Origin of the sequence: Gottfriedia solisilvae, from assembly GCF_002128405.1 — a bacterium.
Taxonomy (GTDB): Bacteria; Bacillota; Bacilli; order Bacillales; family Bacillaceae_G; genus Gottfriedia; species Gottfriedia solisilvae.
Map to the genome: position 1 here is coordinate 631,417 of NZ_NETJ01000003.1, position 22,153 is coordinate 653,569.

At 31.8% G+C, this 22,153-nt stretch carries 24 protein-coding genes; 12 read left to right on the forward strand and 12 right to left on the reverse strand.

What is annotated here, in order from left to right; genetic code table 11:
- Positions 1-191: 191 nt before the first annotated feature.
- The 5 genes from nagE to phaQ form a co-directional block, all read right to left on the reverse strand.
- Positions 192-1,556 carry an N-acetylglucosamine-specific PTS transporter subunit IIBC gene (gene nagE, locus CAB05_RS12180; protein WP_088000100.1) on the reverse strand — a complete coding sequence of 455 codons (1,365 nt, stop codon included), beginning with the start codon at positions 1,554-1,556 and terminating at the stop codon, positions 192-194.
- A gap of 176 nt (positions 1,557-1,732) precedes the next feature.
- Positions 1,733-1,924, reverse strand: a complete 192-nt coding sequence (locus CAB05_RS12185; RefSeq protein WP_088000101.1) for an alpha/beta-type small acid-soluble spore protein — start codon at positions 1,922-1,924, stop codon at positions 1,733-1,735.
- 90 nt (positions 1,925-2,014) lie between these two features.
- Entirely contained in the window at positions 2,015-2,458 is a 444-nt protein-coding gene (locus CAB05_RS12190) for a MaoC family dehydratase (RefSeq protein WP_088000102.1), read from the reverse strand.
- Positions 2,459-2,516: 58 nt separating this feature from the next.
- Positions 2,517-3,026 (reverse strand): hypothetical protein, encoded by a 510-nt coding sequence (locus tag CAB05_RS12195; protein ID WP_088000103.1) that lies wholly within the window; start codon positions 3,024-3,026, stop codon positions 2,517-2,519.
- 45 nt (positions 3,027-3,071) lie between these two features.
- Entirely contained in the window at positions 3,072-3,491 is a 420-nt protein-coding gene (phaQ, locus tag CAB05_RS12200; protein WP_088000104.1) for a poly-beta-hydroxybutyrate-responsive repressor, read from the reverse strand.
- Between the two features lie 206 nt (positions 3,492-3,697).
- Here phaQ and CAB05_RS12205 point away from each other — a divergent pair, with 206 nt between their 5' ends.
- From CAB05_RS12205 to CAB05_RS12230, 6 genes are all read left to right on the forward strand, one after another.
- A complete protein-coding gene (locus CAB05_RS12205) occupies positions 3,698-4,141 on the forward strand; it encodes a DUF4349 domain-containing protein (protein WP_088000105.1) in 444 nt (147 codons plus the stop codon).
- 23 nt (positions 4,142-4,164) lie between these two features.
- Positions 4,165-4,905, forward strand: a complete 741-nt coding sequence (locus CAB05_RS12210) for a 3-oxoacyl-ACP reductase (RefSeq protein ID WP_088000106.1) — start codon at positions 4,165-4,167, stop codon at positions 4,903-4,905.
- Between the two features lie 33 nt (positions 4,906-4,938).
- Complete coding sequence (gene phaC / locus CAB05_RS12215) at positions 4,939-6,018, forward strand: class III poly(R)-hydroxyalkanoic acid synthase subunit PhaC (protein WP_088000107.1); 1,080 nt, start codon at positions 4,939-4,941, stop codon at positions 6,016-6,018.
- Positions 6,019-6,124: 106 nt separating this feature from the next.
- Positions 6,125-7,327: an NAD(P)/FAD-dependent oxidoreductase gene (locus CAB05_RS12220; RefSeq protein ID WP_088000108.1), complete on the forward strand. Its 1,203-nt coding sequence runs from the start codon at positions 6,125-6,127 to the stop codon at positions 7,325-7,327.
- 82 nt (positions 7,328-7,409) lie between these two features.
- Positions 7,410-8,078: a DUF421 domain-containing protein gene (locus CAB05_RS12225; RefSeq protein WP_088000109.1), complete on the forward strand. Its 669-nt coding sequence runs from the start codon at positions 7,410-7,412 to the stop codon at positions 8,076-8,078.
- Between the two features lie 55 nt (positions 8,079-8,133).
- Complete coding sequence (locus tag CAB05_RS12230) at positions 8,134-8,640, forward strand: DUF3189 family protein (RefSeq protein WP_088000110.1); 507 nt, start codon at positions 8,134-8,136, stop codon at positions 8,638-8,640.
- Here the strand turns inward: CAB05_RS12230 and CAB05_RS12235 are convergent.
- Positions 8,611-8,844, reverse strand: coding sequence for a hypothetical protein (locus CAB05_RS12235; RefSeq protein WP_088000111.1), 234 nt, complete (start codon positions 8,842-8,844; stop codon positions 8,611-8,613). The genes CAB05_RS12230 and CAB05_RS12235 overlap by 30 nt on opposite strands.
- A 169-nt stretch (positions 8,845-9,013) precedes the next feature.
- Here CAB05_RS12235 and CAB05_RS12240 point away from each other — a divergent pair, with 169 nt between their 5' ends.
- Positions 9,014-9,475 carry a DinB family protein gene (locus CAB05_RS12240; protein ID WP_088000112.1) on the forward strand — a complete coding sequence of 154 codons (462 nt, stop codon included), beginning with the start codon at positions 9,014-9,016 and terminating at the stop codon, positions 9,473-9,475.
- Between the two features lie 98 nt (positions 9,476-9,573).
- Here the strand turns inward: CAB05_RS12240 and CAB05_RS12245 are convergent, their stop codons facing one another.
- Both CAB05_RS12245 and CAB05_RS12250 read right to left on the reverse strand, forming a co-directional pair.
- On the reverse strand, positions 9,574-9,924 hold the full coding sequence (locus CAB05_RS12245; RefSeq protein WP_088000113.1) for a DUF3905 domain-containing protein: 351 nt from the start codon (positions 9,922-9,924) through the stop codon (positions 9,574-9,576).
- Between the two features lie 102 nt (positions 9,925-10,026).
- Positions 10,027-11,769: a B12-binding domain-containing radical SAM protein gene (locus CAB05_RS12250; protein ID WP_088000114.1), complete on the reverse strand. Its 1,743-nt coding sequence runs from the start codon at positions 11,767-11,769 to the stop codon at positions 10,027-10,029.
- 627 nt (positions 11,770-12,396) lie between these two features.
- On the opposite strand from CAB05_RS12250, the gene mtnB reads away from it, so the two are divergent.
- The 3 genes from mtnB (at position 12,397) to CAB05_RS12265 (ending at position 14,515) form a co-directional block, all read left to right on the forward strand.
- Positions 12,397-13,032, forward strand: coding sequence for a methylthioribulose 1-phosphate dehydratase (gene mtnB / locus CAB05_RS12255; protein WP_088000115.1), 636 nt, complete (start codon positions 12,397-12,399; stop codon positions 13,030-13,032).
- 760 nt (positions 13,033-13,792) lie between these two features.
- A complete protein-coding gene (locus tag CAB05_RS12260) occupies positions 13,793-14,002 on the forward strand; it encodes an aspartyl-phosphate phosphatase Spo0E family protein (protein WP_088000116.1) in 210 nt (69 codons plus the stop codon).
- 51 nt (positions 14,003-14,053) lie between these two features.
- Complete coding sequence (locus CAB05_RS12265; protein ID WP_088000117.1) at positions 14,054-14,515, forward strand: MarR family winged helix-turn-helix transcriptional regulator; 462 nt, start codon at positions 14,054-14,056, stop codon at positions 14,513-14,515.
- Between the two features lie 20 nt (positions 14,516-14,535).
- Here the strand turns inward: CAB05_RS12265 and motB are convergent, their stop codons facing one another.
- Both motB and motA read right to left on the reverse strand, forming a co-directional pair.
- Entirely contained in the window at positions 14,536-15,291 is a 756-nt protein-coding gene (motB, locus tag CAB05_RS12270; RefSeq protein ID WP_088000118.1) for a flagellar motor protein MotB, read from the reverse strand.
- Positions 15,284-16,072, reverse strand: coding sequence for a flagellar motor stator protein MotA (gene motA, locus CAB05_RS12275; protein WP_088000119.1), 789 nt, complete (start codon positions 16,070-16,072; stop codon positions 15,284-15,286). Before motA ends, motB begins: the two co-directional genes overlap by 8 nt.
- A 313-nt stretch (positions 16,073-16,385) precedes the next feature.
- Between motA and CAB05_RS12280 the strand changes: the two genes are divergently transcribed.
- Positions 16,386-18,080: a M3 family oligoendopeptidase gene (locus tag CAB05_RS12280; RefSeq protein ID WP_088000120.1), complete on the forward strand. Its 1,695-nt coding sequence runs from the start codon at positions 16,386-16,388 to the stop codon at positions 18,078-18,080.
- Between the two features lie 137 nt (positions 18,081-18,217).
- Here CAB05_RS12280 and CAB05_RS12285 read toward each other — a convergent pair whose 3' ends face one another.
- Positions 18,218-21,292 (reverse strand): efflux RND transporter permease subunit, encoded by a 3,075-nt coding sequence (locus tag CAB05_RS12285; RefSeq protein WP_088000121.1) that lies wholly within the window; start codon positions 21,290-21,292, stop codon positions 18,218-18,220.
- A gap of 191 nt (positions 21,293-21,483) precedes the next feature.
- Between CAB05_RS12285 and CAB05_RS22500 the strand changes: the two genes are divergently transcribed.
- Positions 21,484-21,594: a DUF6254 family protein gene (locus tag CAB05_RS22500; protein ID WP_219732201.1), complete on the forward strand. Its 111-nt coding sequence runs from the start codon at positions 21,484-21,486 to the stop codon at positions 21,592-21,594.
- A gap of 351 nt (positions 21,595-21,945) precedes the next feature.
- On the opposite strand, the gene CAB05_RS12290 is transcribed toward CAB05_RS22500, so the two are convergent.
- Complete coding sequence (locus tag CAB05_RS12290; RefSeq protein WP_088000122.1) at positions 21,946-22,131, reverse strand: YkvS family protein; 186 nt, start codon at positions 22,129-22,131, stop codon at positions 21,946-21,948.
- Positions 22,132-22,153 lie beyond the last annotated feature (22 nt).

Below are 22,153 nucleotides of genomic sequence, written 5' to 3' on the forward strand. Positions count from 1 at the left end.
ATGATATTTCGCATGAAAAGAGAATTTTCCTTTTTATTTACTTCTAATTTGTTGAAACTCAAATGATATTAAGGACAAAAAAGAAGCTCATCGGAAAGGATAAGCTTCTTTTCTAGAAGATGTTTCTTTTTAGGTTTGTAATCAACTAAGGCTTTATAATAGCTACAAACTATAAGAAAACAGCATCTTCATTATTTTACAGATTTCTTTAAGTCTTCTGCTACAAACTCTACATTTGTACCAACAACAACTTGAACGTTTTTATCATCTAATTTAATAACGCCACGAGCACCAGCTTTTTTAAGAAGTGACTCATTAACTTTTGATGCGTCTTTTACTTGTAAACGTAAACGAGTAGTACAGTTATCAATATTTACTAAGTTTTCTTTACCACCTAAACCTTGTAGGTATAAAGAATCACCAATTTCAGTTGTTACTTCGTCAGTATCAACTTCCTCGTCTTCACGACCAGGTGTTTTAATATTAAATTTAATAATTGCAAAGTAGAATACGATGAAGTAAATCACTGCAAAGACTAATCCAATTAGAATTAGTAAAATTGGTTTTTGTGAAATATTAAAGTTTAACACATAGTCAATAAAACCAGCTGAGAATGTGAAACCAGTTTTAATACCTAAAGCATTAACGATACCCATTGATAGACCAGTTAGAATTGCATGGAATGCATATAATACTGGAGCAATAAACATAAATGCAAATTCAATTGGCTCAGTAATACCAGTTAAGAATGATGTTAATGCAAGTCCTAAGAACATACCAGTTACAGCTTTACGTCTTTCTGGCTTCGCCGCAGCAATCATTGCGATCGCAGCTGCTGGTAGACCAAACATCATGATTGGGAAGAAACCAGTCATAAATGCACCCGCAGATTTATCACCAGCGAAGAATCTGTTTAAATCACCATGCACTAATTTGCCAGCTGCATCTGTAAAGTCACCTAAGTTAAACCAGAAAATTGTATTTAATACGTGGTGTAAACCTAATGGAATTAAAATACGGTTTAAGAAACCAAATACTGCAGCTCCAATTGCACCAAGATCAATAATCCAGTTACCAACTGAGTTAATTGCATCTTGAATTGATGGCCAAATATATCCAAATAAACCAGCTAAAATTAGCATAACAGCGGATGTAATAATTGGAACAAATCGACGTCCACTAAAGAATCCTAACCATTCAGGTAATTTAATAGCACTAAATCTGTTATATAGTAGACCAGCAATAACCCCGGCAATAATACCACCAAGAGCGGCCATGTTAATATCTTTATTAATAGAAGTTGCACCTGCAGTCAGTACAAAGTAACCGATTGCACCGGCTAGACCAGCAGCACCATTTCCATCTTTAGATATACCAATTGCAACACCAATTGCAAAAATTAATGCTAAATTCGAGAATATCGCATTACCGGCAGCAGCCATAAATGGGATATCAAGTAAATCAGGTTGTCCAAAGCGCAGCAGTAAACCAGCAGCAGGAAGGACAGCGATTGGTAACATTAGTGCTTTACCAATACGTTGTAAAAAACTAAGCATAATTTCTCCTCCAAATTATCAATTTTTGTTTACGCTTTCATTATAAACTCAAACTTATAAAGTTGTCTATACAACTAGTTAATATTATTCTTACATTTTCTGGAAAAATATTAAAAAATAATAGGGAAGAAAAGATTCTCCCCTATATTAAGCCATTTTATATAATTTTATGTTAATTAAAGACCTTTTAAATGACTTTGCGCTTGCGCAATTAGACGTTTAGTAATTTCTCCACCTACAGAACCATTTGAACGAGCAGTTGTATCAGATCCTAATGTAACTCCAAATTCATTAGCAATCTCATATTTAAATTGATCAAGTGCTTGTTCAACACCTGGAACTAATAATTTATTATTTGAACGTGCCATGATTTTCACCCCTTCTGTAAGTAATAACTTACATTCATATAATTTACAATTGGGGCTATATCATGCTTGGAAAATACAGTCATATTAGGATTAAGTTAACTTTTTGACTAATGCAGAGCCTTCAACTACCAATACATTTTCTTGATTATATACATTTGTTTCGAGTGATAATAACTTTTTATCATCACGTTTTTTTAATACTTTTACAGAAACAGTAATTGTATCGTTAATTTTAACTGGAGCTTTAAAGGATACTTCTTGTGATAAGTAAATCGTATTTTTACCGGGAAGTTTTGTACCAAGTACGGCAGATATAAAACTGCAGATTAACATGCCATGTGCTATTCTTTCACCGAAAATACTCTCTTTTGCAAAATCATCAATCAAATGAATCGGATTTACATCTGTTGAAATTGCTGCATATTGTTCTATCATATCGGAAGTTATTTTGACTTGAAAATTAGCTTCGTCACCAACTGAAATCGAATCAAAATGAATTTCGCGTACATTTTTTGCACTTTCAAAAATATTCATTTTGTTTCATCCTTTCTTAAGTTGAAATAACTACTATTTCAAGCAAAGGTTTGCAAAATTATAATTTTGAGAATGTGAAATCTTTAAATTGTTTCGCCCACTCATCCTGACTTTTTTGGAATTGTTGTAAATAATTTGTCCAGTTAGTAAAATTTGGAGTGTCGAAAGGTTGTTTAAATAATTGTTGGAAATATTGCTGTTGTTGGTTAGTAATTGTATTCATTGATTGGAAAAAAGCTTGATAAGGGTTTTGATTAATGTTTGACCAATAAGATTGAAATGGTGCAAATTGCTCAAATAGTTTCTTCCAAGTTTGATCATATGCATCTTGATTAATTGATGGTTTAATTTCGTTTACTAATTTAACCATTTCTTGAAATTGTTCATAAGATTTTTTTTGTTGGTTTTGTACTTGTTCATTTAAGTTTTCCCATTGTTTTGCTTGTTCTTGCAATAGTGATTCTGTCCACTGTTGAATTTGCAGTTGATTATCTAATAAATACTGAAGCATTTTTTGAAAGTTCTCAGCTGCTTGTTCCATTTGAAGATCGATTGTTTTTTCAGTCATCACGATATTCCTCCAAAAATTTATTATTGAATGCAAAAAGCATGTTCAATCTTTTTTAAATTTTTCATCAGAATTGCTAAATGGGAAAAAAGAACTTGTATAAATCGAGAAGAATGTTTGCAGCATTTGCTGATATTGAGTAAAAGAAGAGTGGCAAGTTTTTAAATACTCTTCACCAGCTTGTGTAATGGAATAAATTCGCTTAGCGGGGCCATCATTTCCATGCTCCCAACTTGATTGAATATAACTTTCTTTTTCTAATTGTCTTAATATCCGGTAAACATTGCTTGAGTCAAGCGTTGTAAATCCTAGATCGAATAGAACTTGCATTAATTTATATCCATGCATATTCCATTGCTTAAGACTCAGAAGTAGAAAGGGAACTAAAAAGTTTTTTGGTAAAGAAATTGTATCGACAGTTTCTTTTTGGTTTTTATTTTTTTTGTCTTGATCATTAGTTGTCATAAAGTAATGTCCCCCTCTATAACGTAGTAATGTAATCGTACCTTAAGTGTAATTTACACCTAGTATAATTTATTGTCAATATTTTAAGAATATATCGAATTTTAAAAACAAATTTCGACAGACACTGTAGAAAAATCACGAAAATATTGAATTGTTTGTCAATAATTTGTTTTCTATACTTAAAGATGAGTGAGGAGGATGAACTTATGTCAGATCAAAACATAACTGATCCATTAAAAATGTGGAAACAGTTATATGATGTCAACGAAAAATACTGGGGAAAAATGATGAACGATGTGGTCCAAAAAGAAGAATTTTCTGAATGGATGGGATCTGTACTAGACTTTAATCTTTATTGTAAAAAAGTCATGAATGACCAATCTAAAACATTTTTGGAAGCTTCAAACATTGCATCGAAGGAAGATATTGCGAATGTTGCAAGCTTGGTCATAAATTTGGAGCAGAAAGTTGATACGATTGACGACCATTTATTCGATCAAACTGGAAATGAATTGGATACAAATGCATTAAAAAAAGATATGACAAAATTAAAGTCTGAAACTAAAGCGATACATCAACAAATTAATGAATTGAAAACATCTTTGACAAGCATTGAGAAACTTTTACAGCAATTAACAAAAAATAAATAATTGGGTAAAAAGGAGAATGATTCATGGATTTAGTAAATCGTGTAGCGATCGTAACAGGTGGAGCAAAAGGTATTGGGAAAGCTATTGCATTTTCATTGGCGAAAAAAGGAGCCAAAGTTGTTATCAATTATAATAGCAGCGAGCAAAGTGCAAAAGCAGTCGTTGATGAACTAACATTAGAAGGATATGAAGCACTAGCTGTTCAAGCAAATGTAGCTGAATTTGAGCAAACAAAAGCACTAGTTGAGCGCACGATTGAACATTTCGGACGTTTAGATATTATTGTAAATAATGCTGGTATCACAAGAGACCGTACTTTCAAAAAGCTGAGTGAAGATGATTGGCATGAAGTAATTAACGTAAATTTAAGTAGCGTATATAATACGTGCAATGCTGCATTACCACACTTATTAGAATCTGATAATGCAAGGATTATTAATATCTCCTCAGTAATTGGTCAAGCAGGCGGTTTTGGTCAAACGAACTATTCTGCTGCAAAAGCCGGAATGATTGGATTTACTAAATCATTAGCTATTGAATTAGCAAAATCAAATATTACTGTCAATACTGTTTGCCCTGGTTTTATCGAAACTGACATGTTAAGTGAAGTCCCTGAAAATGTAAAAGAACAAATTAAAGCCAAAATTCCTAAAAGACGTTTTGGTACAGCAGATGAAATTGCAAAAGCAGTTCTCTACTTATGCCAAGACGGTGAATATATAACTGGTCAACAAATTAATGTTAATGGTGGCCTATACGTATAATTTCTCGATTTTACTAGAAAAAGGGGGAATAGTGTGTTTAGTTCACAGCGATTAGAAGCGACAACTGAATCATTTCCACAAGGGTTTAAAGAATCTTATAAAAGATTAAAAAGAACAGCTGATATTCTCATTAAAGATGGAGACCCATTAGTAGGGCAATCACCTAAAGAGGTTATTTGGACTAAAAACAAAAGTAAGCTGTATCATTACATTCCAACAGCAAAAAAAGTGAAAAAAACGCCTATTTTATTAGTGTATGCATTGATCAATAAACCTTATATACTTGATCTAACAAAAGGAAACTCATTTGTAGAATATCTAGTAAATGAAGGTTTTGACGTATATTTATTGGACTGGGGAACGTTCGCACACGAAGATCGTCATTTGAAGTTTGATGATATAGTGTATGATTATATTGCGAAAGCAGTAAAGAGAGTATTAAGGTTCTCAGGAGCTAGTGAATTATCAATCCTCGGCTATTGTATGGGCGGTACTTTAACTAGCATTTATGCTGCACTTCACGAGGATGCTCCAATTAAAAACTTAGTCTTTTTAACGAGTCCTTTTGATTTCTCTGATACTGGTTTATACGGTTCATTTTTAAATGAAAAGTACTTTGCGCTTGATAAAGCAATCGATACTTTAGGGAATATCCCACCAGAGATGATTGATTTCGGTAATAAAATGCTGAAGCCAATTACAAATTTTGTAGGTCCTTATGTAACATTATTAGATAGATCAGACAATACTGCTTTTATAAAGTCATGGCAGTTAATGCAGAAGTGGGTAGCTGATGGTATTCCTTTCCCAGGTGAAGCTTATCGCCAATGGATTCGTGATTTTTATCAACAGAACAAGTTGTTAAAAGGCGAATTAGAAATTAGAGGGAAAAAGGTAGATGTATCAAAAATTAAAGCAAATGTATTGAATATATCTGCTACAAAGGATCATATTGCGATGCCTTGTCAGGTTGAAGCATTAAACGAACATATTTCAAGTAAAGACAAACAATATGTATCAATACCTTCTGGGCATGTATCAATTATGTTTGGTCCAGCTTCGCTAAAAACAACATATCCGACAATCGGAAAGTGGCTTAAAGAACGATCTTAATAAACACAATAATTGGTTTTGAAGTAAATCTCACTTAAAAAAGTGGGATTTTTTTCTTTGTTATGACAAAAACTAATTTTTATGATGTAAGAGAAAGGAGTTAAAAGTGAATATAAAAAGCGGTTTATTATATTGGCCAACAACTTTTCATCATCATCATGTGGAGTACGGTCCATTAGAAGAGAATATAGAATGTGATTATGTAATAGTAGGTAGTGGTGTGTCGGGGGCTCAAAGTGCATATTTTTTAAGTAAGTCTGGTGCTAGTGTAGTAGTAGTAGATAAACGAAAAATAGCGCATGGGAGTACAATTGTAAATACGGGTTTAATACAATATACAAATGATAAGCCATTATTTGCTTGTATTGATTCATTTGGTAAAGAAGTCGGAGTACGCTTTTATCGCCTTTGCTTAGAAGCTGTAAAAGGTATTGAAGAAATAACAAAAAACTTAGAGATAGATGCAAATTTTATAAGAAGAAAAAGTTTGTATTTTGCAAGTGATCAAGCTGGAAAAGAAATACTCAAGGCTGAATATAAAGCATTAGTAGAAAACGGTTTTCGAGTAGAAAAATTTTCAAAAGAAGATATCAAAAATAAATATCATTTTGAAAAAGAAAGTGCATTATTTACTTCAAATGATGCAGAGTTAAATCCGTTTAAATACGTTCATGGAATCCTTCAATATGTGAAAAAGCGAGATGTTAAGGTATTTAGTGAAACCGACGTGAAAAGCTTAATCGGAACAAAGAATGGTGTTGAATTGTTTACAGATAGGCATGTTTCAATAAAAGCAAAGAAAGTAATATTTGCAAGTGGATATGAGTCATTAGAATTAAAAAAAGATAAAAACGCAGTACTTTCTTCTTCTTACGCAATTGTAACTGAAGCATTTTTAAAGAACGAGGCATGGTTTGAAAATAGTTTAATTTGGGAGACAGCAAGACCCTATTTATTTTTGCGAACGACAGCTGATGGAAGAATAGTCGTTGGGGGTTTAGATGAATATACGATAATTCCAGAACAAAGAGATGCAATGTTACATCATAAAAAGGACCAATTATTAAAAAGTTTAATTGAACTATTTCCAATATATAAAGATGTAAAGATTGAATATTATTGGACAGGTCTATTTGGCAGTACTCATACTGGCTTACCAATGATTAGGGAGTATCCAGAATATCCAAACTGTTATTTTTTAATGGGATTTGGTGGGAGTGGTATGATTTACTCATATATTTTTGCAAAAATAATATGTGATTTGGTCATAACCGGGTTCAACCCAGATGCTCATATATTTATGAAATAAGTACTAATTATGGTAATTGTGAATAAAAAGCTTGAAATAGTAAGAAAATTTAATAGGTACTAAATATACAGGAGTGTAAATTATGGGATACCTTGAAATATTATATGAATTATTTTTTGGGTATATTGCTCTTTTTATAGTCGTTAAAATACTTGGTAAAACGCAAATTAATCAAATTACGCCTTTTGATTTTATATCAGCTCTTGTACTAGGTAATATATTGGGAGATGCAATTTATGATGATAAAGCAAATCTACCGCATATATTATTTAGTATTTTTACATGGAGTGCTTTGATCTTTATTACTGAAGTGATTACCCAAAAATCGCGTCGTGCAAGGAAGGTTCTAGAAGGGGATCCGTCAATCGTTATCAAAAAAGGGATTATTCAATGGAATGAACTAAAAAAAAATCGATTAGATATCGATCAGCTATTACAATTACTTAGGGCAAAAAGTACATTTTCTGTTAACGAAGTTGCATATGCAATTTTGGAGAATGATGGTTCTATTAGTGTCTTAAAAAAGTCCAGCTATGATGTTGCAACGAAGCAAGATTTAAAAATTAATGCAGAAAAGGCGATATTGCCAATGGTCATCATCAGTGATGGCAAGATTATTGAAAGATCTCTACAATCATTGAAGAAGGATGAAAAATGGGTTCATAAAAAATTAAATGAAGCAAATTTAACTTTAAAACAAGTTTGCTTTGCAGAATGGGATTCTAAACAATTACATTTACATACGTATTAAAAAGGTAATCTGTACTATATAAATTTTTGAATCAAATATAAAGGGATGAACTAGGATGAAATATTATATCTATAATTGTTTTGGAGGTACACATTCTTCACCTTTAGCTGCAGCATATCATTTAAATAAATTACCAATGGATCGTAAGCCAACAGATAGTGAAGTCAAAAACGTATACTTATTTAATAAATTAAAGCCAAAAGATGGTGGGAAACTATATTACCATGGTGAGGATGAAAATGGAGATAAAGTATATACAGTTGCAAGACGATATACGAAAAATGTAAATGCAGCAATTGAGAGCTTAGGTATGCTTTTACTAAATAATGACGACAAAATTATTCTATCAAATACATCACCGACAGTTCCGCTCGCTATGACTTTTGGTGGATTTACATCTAGATTTTTAAAAATTGATTTTATTGGCGTACCTTTACTTGTATTAGGTGCAAAACAAACTTATATAAATTTAATTAAATTAGTAGAAAACACAAAGAATTATCAACATTTGGCTGTTGAGAAAGTAACGACATTAGATAATAAAAATTTTAATAAGAACTAAAACATGGACGTATGCAATACGTCCTATTTTTTTAATAAATCTCGAATTTGATTTTCTAATTTTTTCAATTGAAGTAATATATAATTCCTTTAATTCTTTATCAGTAATTTGTTTTGAATGGCTCTTTAGTTTGAAAAGATAATATGTCGTTGCCGCTAGGATTTCATGTAATTCTAAGGTTTCATGCCATGCTAATGTTTTCATAATGTCCCTCCTTTTGAATGCCACTCTTTATGTATTCTAAATTAGATGAAAAAAGAACAAGGGAGACATTGATCGGAAACGATGAGAATTGTATTTGTTTTGGAGTGGATGATAGTAAGTAGAGTTTGGATTTGATAATATGGAAGAAAAAGAACGGTAGGGAATATATATGTATGTTGAAAGTGTAATTCATCAATTAAGTTTCACCGTAGATACTGTAATTCAAATAATCGATTGTTTAAGCGACGACGACTTAAATGATCGACCAATGGCGAATAAAAGATCAATCGGTGAGATAGTACAACATTTATGTGAACTAATGGCAGCGGATTTATTTATAAGTAATAGTGCAACCAAAAAAGAAATGGATACATTTTATGAATCAGTAAAATGTCATACGATTGTAGAATTAAAAACTTTGTTACTGCGTGGTAGAGAGCAGCTTATCAACACTTATAATCTTTATAATGAAGAGGAACTAATGCAAAAAAAGTCATCATATTGGGGAGTAGAATATACAAGATTTGAATGGTTACTTGAAATTTTAGTCCATTTTACGCATCACAGGGCACAATTACATACATTAGTAGTTTTGAAAAATGGAGATATGCGAGTTTCTTTATTTGAATAGTATAGGGGATGGAAAACGAAAAAAATAAAGGAGAGGGGAGAAATGGAGAATTTCCTTCAAAAATGATTACTTAGATTCCATTTCCCATCCCCACATCTTTAATCTCTTGTTTCGTGCTGTGGATGCATAAATTGCTTTCCAGGTTCTCTATCTAATTTTTTAGATTCAATGATAGCTGAATTTTCTGCTGTTGCCCATCCAATATCATTTGTTGGATGGACCCATTCATCTCCAGCCATAACAGCAGGATCAACCTCATCGGACCAATTATTTAAAGGAGAATTTGGCGAACTGTATTTACTATCACCAATGACAACACCTTTTGAATTGATAAATGGTTCCTCCATTTTGACATCGGTTCCTTTAAATGAAGGAAAGTTAGAAATATGCGGTAAAGTTTCATTCAATACCGGAGATTCAATTTTTTTGTTTTCTTTTTTTCTGTTCATTTTATCACCTCGACTTACAAATATTATTAGCTTTTAAGTGAATTCAATTCAAAAGAACAAAACAAAAGGACAATACCAAAAAAATGGTATTGTCCTTATTCATTACACTTCTAATGTGAAAAATGATGGTTTTAAGGTTTTTGGTGAAAAGAATATTAACATTGCATATGAACCGGTTCTATATTCATTCGTTTGTAAGAAATGTTCAATATCAAATGAAAGTAGTTCAACCATAGTATGTTTGTATAATTCTTTTTCATTTAAGTTAAGAGCTAAGAATTCTTTACTTAAAAATTCTGGTTGCTCAAGTATTTGTTTATATATTCTTTTTGAAAAATCATTGTCAGTACTTTCGTCCCACCACGGTTTTCGAGGTTTGTATTTATGATTTAAGTAATAATCTACTTTCATAATATCTTTTGTGATTTTTCCATTTTTAATTGAATAATGGTTTAAGAACTCATCTAACCTTTTAAATAAATCTTCGAGCTGATGGCCTATTCGTGACCAGCCACGTTCTTCCCAATATGAACCAAATAATTGGAAGAAATCAAATGGGCTTTCGAATTCATTTTCGATTAAATACTCAATAGTATTATTTGTTCTATGGTCATTCCAATATTTTTCTAGAACATCCTCTACTTGCTTAATTTTCACGATATCTTCAAAAGATAGAATATTGTTACCTAACACCTCATATGGTGCATAATCCATATATACATAGTCATGTTCATGTGCTCTTAAACGCACACCAGTTCCTCGAAGCATTTTTAGGAATCCAAGTTGAAGTTCTTCAGGACGAAGTGCAAAAACATCATTAAACGTTTGTCTAAACGATTGATAATCTTCCTCTGGTAAGCCTGCAATTAAGTCTAAATGCTGGTCAATTTTTTCGCCATCTCTAACGAGTGTTACTGTGCGACATAGTTTTTCGAAATTCTGTCTTCTCATAACAAGTTCATTTGTAGCATCGTTCGTAGATTGAACACCAATTTCAAATCGGAATAAACCTTTAGGAGCATTTTCATTAAGGAATTCAATTACTTCAGGTCTCATAATATCGCCTGTAATTTCAAATTGAAATACCGTACCCTCTACATGCTCATCAATTAAGAATTGGAACATGTCCATCGCGTAGCTTCTACTTATATTAAATGTTCGATCAACAAACTTAAATACTTTTGCACCATTTGCCATTAGATAACGAATGTCATCTTTAATCACTTCACGATTGAAATAACGAACACCTACTTCAATAGAAGATAAACAAAACTGACAATTAAATGGACAGCCACGACTTGTCTCAATATATTGAATTCTTTTACTTAAAAAAGGTAGGTCTTCTTTAAAACGATAAGGCGATGGAATGGTTGTTAAATCTAATTTTTCAGTTTGAGGTCTAACAATATTTAAGCCGTTATCTCTATAACCAATTCCAGAGATCTTCGAAAAATCTTCTCCATTGTCGATCGCTTTGATTAGGTTTTTAACTGTAATTTCGCCTTCACCAACGACAACAACGTCAACTTCCTTTACTCGATCCAACCAGTATTGAACATCATAACTTACTTCAGGTCCACCGATAAAGATCGTAACATTAGGGTCTATTTTTTTGTACATTTGAATGACTTCAATCGTTTGCTCGATATTCCAAATATAACTGCTAAATCCAACTATTTTCGGTTTCTTCTTATATAAATCAGTAATGATATTCATACTAGGATCTTTAATTGTATATTCAGCAAGCTCAATTTCATATTCCGGCTGAGCATAAGCTTTTATATATCGAATACCTAAATTCGTATGAATATATTTTGCATTTAATGTTGCTAATACGACTTTCATTTACATACCTCGTTTTTTATTTTGGCCCCACATCTGTCAACTGCTTTTTGTTTGTAGCGCGTTCATATTTACCTTACAGTTTAAATAAACAATCAAACATTTAGAATAGAGCCTTATTTTTAGTCGTCTTATTTTATCACAAATTTAAAGAATTTCTAAATGTAGATAATGGATTTAAGAATAAAGACAAAAGTTGAAAATAATGGAAGTTACGAGATTTCGGAGGAGAACGTATTCATATACGAAAACAGCCAATATTTTTATTACTGAAAATTTATAGAATCAACTACGGAATTATCACATTTGTATGATGATTTCATATAATTTACTAAATACAAAAAAGTTTCCTTAAGGAAAGAAAGGACAAAATGATGAATCGAAAAATAGTGTTTTTTACAATTTTATGTAATAAGTTTGGGGTATTGTCAAAACAAGAAGTAAAAAAAGTATTAAATCAATAAAGATTATCAAAAAAAGAATGTTGATGTAAATTATTGGAGTTTGTTCATTTAATTAGAACTATTGACAATGAAGTTGAATGCATGACATAATTTTATAAAATAGTAAGAATAGTTTGAATTTTTAAAGGCATGCCAATAGATAGTCTAACTAAATGGAGGTGTAAGAATGAGTTTATTCTTAGAACAGTGGAAGAAACTTGCAAATATTAAATGTGACTTGGCAAAGCGGGATTGGTTTTATGGTACAAGTGGGAATTTATCAATGAAGATTTCTGATGATCCGTTATTATTCCTAGTAACAGCAGATGAAAAAGATAAAAGAGCGCGATGTGATGAAGAATTTATTGTTGTTAATAACATAGGGGAGCCAGTTTTTGATACTGTATTAAAACCCTCCCTTGAAACATTAATTCATGCCAATATTTATGAAAAGACGTCTGCTGCATGTGTGTTACACGTACATACGGTTGACAATAATATTATTTCTGAACTGTTTGGAGATGAAGGGAAAGTAGAACTTGAAGATAATGAAATGATTCATATCATTACAGGTTCCTACACAAATAGCAAAATTACGATTCCTATTATTGATAATGCACAGGATATGGAAGCGTTTAAACGCTCCTATACACCATTTCTAACAAATGATTATGGAGTTGTCCTTGTTAGGAACCATGGGATAACTGTCTGGGGAAGAACGCCTCTAGAGACGAAGAAATGGTTGGAAGGAATTGAGTTCCTCATTAGCTATAAAGTTAAAATGATGATGATACAGGGCCATAAAATAAAAGCCGGAAATTAATATATGTAAAGCTAAAAATGTAATGATGGATGTATTTCATTATATTTTTAGCTTTTTTATTGGCTCCGTTAATATTAATTGTTGATTTTAGCTAAATACAATAAGAGTATGAAAGAGAATAACCTGTTCGAGAGTAATTGGAATGGAAGGTGCGAAGACTCCTATGGGAGATGCGGGAAACTTTAGACCCCGAAGGCCAAGCAAGGTATGCATGCTAAAACCACGACGTCCTGTCGTAACGCATGCATGATCCACATCGTGTGGACCCGGAGGCTCAGGGGCGTCACGCCCCACGGAAAGCGAAGTACCTTGAATGGAAATCAACATTCTTTTTTTACATAGCCTTTTTATTTAATAATTGAACTTATAGTCTAGTGTCTTGATCATTAAAATTAAAAAATTTATGAATAAAGTTGAAATGAAAAATGCAAATTTCTTGTTTAAAAAATCATACATATATATCCTGAAAATCAACAAACTTCTATATTTATTCTAAAATTTAATGTTTTATTGAATTTATGGTAAGATTATATCAAATTTAATCAATATAAGAAGGAATTCGTTGAAAGTCGTCTAATTAATAAAGTAAGAAGAACTATTATATATAATTGTAGAAAAAACCTACTAAGTAAGTAAACTTAGTAGGTTTCATCTTGTATCACTTTAGAAATATGAGATAAAATGAATAGTAGACAAAAAAATACTTTCTATTATTAAGTTTATTTATTAACAACAATCCTGCGGAAGGGAAATAGTGTAAATGAATGAATCTCAACTCAGCCATTTATTATTATCAATCTCATTAAAAAGAGAAGAAATGGTATTTTTTGCGGAAACTAGAGGTTTGAATGAACAACTTACATTAAGGGCCAGTCAAGAATTAGATGAGCTTATTATTTCATATCAGAAAAACTCTCAAGGGTTATCGAGCCGTATTTTATCATCGAAAAACCGTAATATGAAACAATAAGGTATTCATAAAATAGATAGAGTATTTAATTGGAATTAAAGGAGTATAAGTATGAATGAGACAAATAGAGATGAAATAGAGCTTTCATTAAAACTATTTATTGTATTATCTCGAGCGCATCGAAAAATAAATGACTCTGCCAATAAATCAATTGCAGAATTTAATCTAAATCCGACTGAGTTTGCTGTTTTGGAGTTATTGTACCATAAAGGCAATCAGCCACTTCAGCATATTGGTGAGAAGATTTTAATTGCGAGCGGAAGTATCACTTATGTAGTCGATAAATTAGAGAAAAAAGGGCTTGTCGTACGTAATCCATGCAGTGCTGATCGAAGAGTCATTTATGCAGAGATTACAGATAGCGGAAATACTTTAATGAATGAGATATTCCCAATACACGAACAATTCTTACATGAACAAATGAGTGATCTTTCAGACGAGGAGAAAAATTTCTTAATTCACTTGTTAAAGAAAATCGGATATCATGGAACAAATGAAAAAAGCTCACTTTAGATGAGCTTTTTTCATTGTCATTATTTCGTATTTGGGTTCGTGTTACTTGGAAGAACTAAAATTTCAACACGTCTATTTTTTGCTCTACCTTTTTGTGTATGATTACTAGCAATTGGTTTATATTCTCCATAACCCTTTGCACTAAATGATTGTGGTTTTAATTTTTTATTTTCCAACATGATTTTCATAAAGTTTACAGCACGTGTAACACTTAAATCCCAGTTGTCTTGAAACAATTCATTTTTAATCGGTACATTGTCTGTATGCCCTGAAATTATAACGCTTAAAGGTGGGTTTGAGATCAATAGATTAGAAATTTGTGTTGCAATCCTTCGTTCACTTGTTCTGACGATCGCACTCCCTGAATCAAATAAAACGTCGTTTGTAATTGTGATTAATAAGCCTTCATCAGTTAATTCAGTTTTTAGACTACTTTGAAGTTTATTATTTTTAATAAATTGGTCTACTTTTTCTTTTACTTCTTTTAGTTCTTTTTGAGTAGTTTCTCCATTACCTTTATTATCTTTTTCATTTGAACTACCTTTAGGATTTTCTTGAGGGATTGTCTCAGTCGGGTAATTCATAACGCCAGTTCCGCCATTGAAAATGGTTGTAAAGGAATCAGAGATTTGTTTAAACTTAGTTGCGTCTACACTACTTGAAGCAAATAGAACGATAAAAAGTGCTAATAATAAAGTCAGTAAATCCGCGTAAGGTATTAACCAACTTTCATCAATATGCTCCTCGTGATCTTCATGTTTTTTCTTTTTACTCATCAGCTTTCTCTCCTGAGTTGATTAACATACGCTCTTTAATTGGTAAGTATACTGCTAATTTTTGTTCAATTAATCGAGGAGGTTGACCTTCTAATACTGATAAAATACCTTCAATCATAATTTCTTTTCTTTTCACTTCTGCTTTAGATTTACGCTTTAATTTGTTTGCAAATGGATGCCACAAAACATATCCAGTGAAAATACCCATTAATGTTGCAACGAAAGCAGCTGCGATCGCATGACCTAGTAAATCAGTGTCACTTAAATTACCAAGAGCGGCTATTAATCCGATTACTGCCCCTAAAACTCCAAGTGTCGGTGCATATGTTCCTGCTTGTGTAAAGATTAATGCACCAGCATGATGACGTTCTTTCATTGCATCTATTTCTTCGTCAAGAACATCTCTAATATATTCTGGTGATTGTCCATCAATTGCTAATGTTAAGCCTGACTTTAAGAATGTATCTTCAATTTCATTTAATTTTGCTTCTAATGCTAAAAGCCCATCTCTTCTAGCTACAACAGCTAAATCAGAAAATAATTGGATGACATCTAAAACACTTTCTTTTTCTTCTTTACCAAATATAATTTTAAATAATGCGGGTATCCTTTTTAATTCACTCATCGGAAATGCGATTGCAACGGCTGCAATTGTTCCAAGAATGATAATTAAGATGGCTGCTGGATTCGCTAATACAGCAGGCGAAACTCCTTTTAATACCATCCCAACTCCAACTGCAATAAATCCTAATATAATACCTATAACCGAGCTTTTATCCATATCCCCAAAATTCCTCTCTCTCTATAAAATCTTTATGTGTTTGTAAAATTATGTCGCTAAATCTGTTTTATTGTATAAAAATGTTACTTTTCATTTAGATTTATTGTATTTATTCAAAAATAAAACGAAAAGGTCATTTAGTATCATTTTTTTTACAATAAAACTCATCTTCTATATTACTATCGGATAAAATTAATACTTATCTAGTCATACGTTAATAATTTTAAATTTTCAGAAATTAGTTTAAATTATGGTTTTTTTACTAGACTTTTTTTTATATAATAGCAATATCACACAAAATGGAGGGATAATCATGAGTTTCCAAGATTACCAATACATTAGACCAAATATAAAAAATTTCGGAGAAGACTTTAAAAAACGATTACAAAATTTTTATGATGCTTCAACAGTTTTTGAACAAGAGTTAGCAATGAATGAAATTAATGACTTAAGAAATGAATTTTCTACAATGGAAAATATTTGTGCAATTCGTCATTCTATCGATACGAATGATAAATTCTACGAAGATGAGCAAGCTTTTTTCGATGAGAATACGCCAATTGTTCAATCATATGGTCAGCAGTATTATAAAGCGTTGATTAGTTCACCTTTCAGAGAGCAATTAGAAGAAAAGTATGGTAAACAATTATTTGCATTAGCTGAGTGTGAAGTGAAAATTTTAAGTGAAGAGGTAATTCCTGATCTACAAGAAGAAAATAAATTGACGACTGAATATGGTAAATTGGTTGCCGCAGCTAAGCTACCTTTCTACGGAGAGGTGAAAACATTAGCACAAATTTCAGCTCATTTCGAGGATAAGGACAGAGAAGTAAGAAAAGTTGCTTATGATACATACTTTGGTTATTTCTCAGAAAACCAGGATAAATTTGATTTAATTTTTGATAAGTTAGTTAAAATTCGTTCTAGTATTGCAAATAAATTAGGCTTTTCTAACTTTGTTGAATTAGCATACGCTCGAATGTTAAGAACAGATTATAATGCAAGCGATGTGAAAAAGTTTAGAGACCAAGTTTATGACACGATTGTACCAATTGCTACTGAATTAAGAGAGCGTCAGGCAAAGAGAATTGGTGTTGAGCAGCTTTACTATTATGATGATAAATTCGAGTTTGTAACAGGAAACGCTACACCAAAAGGTAGTCCTGAGTGGATTATTGAAAACGGTAAAAAAATGTACGATGAATTATCAAAAGAAACAAGTGAATTTTTCCAATTCATGCTTGATGAAGATTTATTGGATTTAGTTGCGAAAGAAGGAAAGCAGGGAGGAGGCTATTGTACTTATATCCCTAATTACAAAGCACCTTATATCTTTTCTAACTTTAATGGAACTTCAGGAGATATCGATGTTTTAACGCATGAAGCAGGTCATGCTTTCCAAGTTTACGAGAGTCGTAAGTTTAATACGCCAGAGTATTATTGGCCGACATATGAAGCTTGTGAAATTCACTCAATGAGTATGGAATTCTTTACTTGGCCGTGGCAAGAAAACTTCTTTAAAGAGGATACAGAGAAATATTACTTTACTCATTTAAGTAGTGCCGTTACATTTATTAGTTATGGTGTTGCGGTTGATGAATTTCAACATGCAATCTATGAAAAACCAGAATTAACACCTGAAGAAAGACATGGTCTTTGGAAAGAATTAGAAGCAAAATATTTACCTCATCGCGTAAATGATGGCAATAGCTATTTAGAAAAAGGTGGCTTATGGCAAAGACAAGGTCACATTTACCAATCACCTTTCTATTACATCGATTATACATTAGCTCAAATTTGTGCATTACAATTCTGGAATAAAATGCATGAAGATCGTGATGCAGCGTGGTCTGACTATGTTGGCTTATGTCAATTAGGAGGCAGTAAATCATTTTTAGGTCTAGTAAGTGAAGCAAAACTTGAATCACCTTTTAATGAAGGAAGTATCGAAAAAACATTAGCACCAGTCAAAAAATGGTTAGACGGGGTTAATGATCATAACCTATAATATGAAAACTCCGATTCGCTCTTTTGAATCGGAGTTTTTTAATATGAAAAAAGAGAAAGAATGGGTACAGGTGCACCTATACTTCGTTTTTATTAAAATGGGTAACATTGCAAATCATTTTACTTTCTACCAGACCATTACCCGTTAACAATAGTCGATTTCTCTTTTTTAACTTTATTCTTCTTTTTACGTGAGAAGAATAATTCATATACTACTGGGATGAATACTAATGTTAATAAGGTAGATGAAGTTAATCCACCTATTACAGTAATGGCTAATCCTTTTGAGATTAAAGTTCCTGTTGATGTTGTCAGTGCTAAAGGCAATAATGCAGCAATTGTTGCAAATGCTGTCATTAATATCGGACGAAGACGTGTTTTACCACCTTCAATTATCGCTTCACGAAGTGGTAATTGCTTTTGATCAATATTTTGACCAATGCGATCAACTAATACAATTGCATTTGTCGTAACGATACCAATTAACATTAATAATCCAATCATTACACTGATAGACAATGGCTCGCCTGCAATAAATAGGGCAACAAATGATCCAATCGGAACAAATACTAAGGCAGAGAGAATGATAAATGGAATTCTAGCCTTACCGAAAGCAATTAACATTGTTAAATAAACTAATCCGATCGCTACACCCATAGCAACCCCTAAATCTTTAAAGGTTTGCATTGTATCGTCGCTTCCGCCACCACCTTTAAGTGATACATCAGATGGTAGGTCTATTTCTTTTTTCACACCATTTACAACGTCATTTGTTACTTTTGCGATATCTTTTCCCTTAATTTGAGCAGAAACCTTCGCATATACCTTGCCATCTAATTTTTGAATCGTAGAATAAGTTTCGACTGATTTAACATCTGCAACATCAGACAGTTTAACGGGTCCAAGTTTACCGAAGAGAGTGATCTTTTTAATATCTTCAATAGATTGTAATTCTTTATTATAAGTAATCTGTACATTTTGGTCTTTACCATCAATTTTTAATGTGCCTAAACTGATAGGGTTTGTTTGATCAGCTACCAACCCTAAAATGTAACCTGATGAGATTCCATTTTTTGATACTTTCTCTTCATCAATAGAAACAATAACTTGTTTTTGTTTTTCTGAGAAATTATTTGTTACATATTTTAAATCATCATTGTCTTTCATGTATTCTTCAACTTTTTTTGCACTTTCTTGAAGAGCCACTAAGTTATTTGAGTACAAGTTTATATCAACATTATTATTGGAAGGAGGGCCACTAGATGAATTTTCCTGTAATCCAACTTTTGCGCCTTTTACTTCTGAAGTAGCTACTTCTTCCATTTTACTTTTAGTTTCCTTAATAAAAGTATCTACATCTGCACTGTCTTTCAGGTTAATAAAGTAACTTGCTTTATTTTCAGTCTTTAATCCTGTCATAAAGTCACGACTACCAACCCCAGTAGAGATTTCTTTTACTTCATCCATATCTAAAAACATTTTTTCTATTTTTAAAGAAACATCATTTGTTTTTTCAATTGAAGTCGAGGAAGGTAACTCTAATTGAGCAATAATCGCTCTAGATGCTTCATTTGGGATAAATGTAAATCCTAGTCTGCCAACTAACGAAAATGAACCAAGAAGTAATACAATCGCTAAAACGATTACAATCCATTTACGGTTTAATGACTTTTCAATTAATTTACCATACCAAATTTGAAGCTTTTCCTCTTTTTCCTCAGGCGGTACTTTCTTAAATGAATAACGAGCAAGAATTGGCACAATTGTAATTGAAACCAATAAAGAAGCCAGTAATGAAAAGACGATCGTTAAGGCAAATGGTAAGAAAATTTTACTAGTGAAACCGCCAACTACTCCAAGTGGTAAAAATACAACGATTGTCGTAATGGTTGAAGATGTGATAGCTTTTAGAATTTCTTTCGTTGAAGAAAGAATTAATTCATTTGACATGCCTTCTTTTGATTTTCGAATTCGACGGAATATGTTCTCAATGACAACAATGCTATCATCAACTACGCGCCCAACAGCAACTGCCATCCCACCTAGCGTCATAATATTTAAAGTAATATCCAATTCTAGTAAGAAGATTGATGTTATTAATAATGATAATGGAATCGAAATAATTGCGATAAAAGTTGCTCGGACATTTCGTAAAAATAATAACACTGCAATCGAAGCAAATACTGCACCTAGCAAGCCTTCCTTTACAAGTGATTCAACAGATTGTTTTACACCTTCTGCAGAGCTATAACCTACTTTATAAGAAACTTCTTTCTTATACTTATTAAGAACACTTATCACTTTATCTGCTACTTCAACTGTATTTGCATCTTGTTTTTTTGTAATCGCCATAGAAATCGAATCTTTTTCGTTATATCGGATTAGTTCATCTTGAGAAGTTATCGATTCAATCTTAGCTACATCACTTAATAAAACTTTTGGTTGTACTGTTTGTGATTCATTAGTAGTTGTGCCAAAAGATGTAATTTGTAGTTCTAAATCTTTCAATTTTTGGATGGTATCAAGTTTTTCTTCAATTCGAATAGGAACTTTAATATCACCATCAGTTATTTTTCCAGCAGGGAATGAAAGGAATTTTGCGTTAATTTGATCTTTAACGGTTGATAAAGAAAGACCTAATTTTGCGATTTTTTCTTTATCTAATTCAATCGATAGCGAAGTCGATTTTCCCCCACCAATAGAGACACTGTTTACACCTTCGATTTTGTTTAATGCAGGAACAATTTCCTCATCTAAAACATTTTCAATATTTGAACCATCTTTTGAAAATACAGAAAGATAATAGATAGGGAAGGAGCCGAATGAAAAACGATCAACTTTTGATGTTACATTTTCAGGTAGGCCAGCTTCCTTAAGGGTTGAATTAATTTGTTGTTCAACTTTATCCATGTCTGTATTAAATGGAAATTCTAAATTAATGACAGATACACTTTCAAATGACGAGCTTGATAAAGTTTTAATACCCTCAATTGATTTAAAAGAATTTTCAAGTTTCGTCGTAATTTGTTCATTTACATCCTCTGGTGCTGTTCCAGGGTATACTACTTGAACAGAAATAGCTGGAAATTCAATATCTGGAAGCTCCTCAACCTTTAATTTTGAATAAGAGTACAACCCACCAAATATTAATAAAAATGAAATAATAAAAACGGCTACTGAATTTTTCAAACTAAATTTTGTTAAAAAGTTCATTCAATACCTTCCTTTCTAATTTGAGGTGAATAAATCAATAGTCATTTACAAAATGAATTTTTGAAGTTCACCAAATTTCAAATGCTATTTTTTACATGTGAATTTTGTCTAAAATGTAAAAATGAAAGATTACATATAATCTACAATTTTGTGAAAGGATAAAAAACGAAATTACTTAAGGGGGTGGAATGATGACAAAATCAAAAAGTGAAAAAGAACGTTTTTGGAATGAAAGAAAAACGAACCAACAACCACATGAGAAAGTAAAATCTTTTAAAGAATTGGACAAAGAAACTAAATGATATAAAATTACTCCTTTCAATTTTTTTAGTTTTGGTTTTATGTCCAAATCTGAAAAATTTATCCAATTTACTCACATTAACAAATGTAATCATAAAAAAAAGTCCCGTGATGCACACGGGACTTAAGGATGATTTGAAACGCTTATTATTTTACAAAATTCAAAAAAATGTAGAAGTATGTAAGTACGGTTTCTATTATTTAGTTATTCTCTAAAATACAACAAAACATTTACAATTTATAATCTGCTTAGTTCACTAGTCTCAACAAGACGTGGTAAATGACTATTTATGATTAAATTAAAACGTTACTGGACCACGAAATGCGTTTGTCGAACGTCATCTATTGAACAATTATTCTGCGGTTCTTACAATTTTATAGTTTTTATGGTTAACAACTGTAAGCGGTTCCATTTCTAAATCTCTAAAGTTTTCCATTATCGATATGTCTACTATGACAGAATTTTTATTCACTTTTTGAACTTTTCCTTTTAACCCTTGTTTAAACTCAATGATATTTCCAGCTTCTGCAATTTTCATGAGCGTATCTCCTAATAAAAAG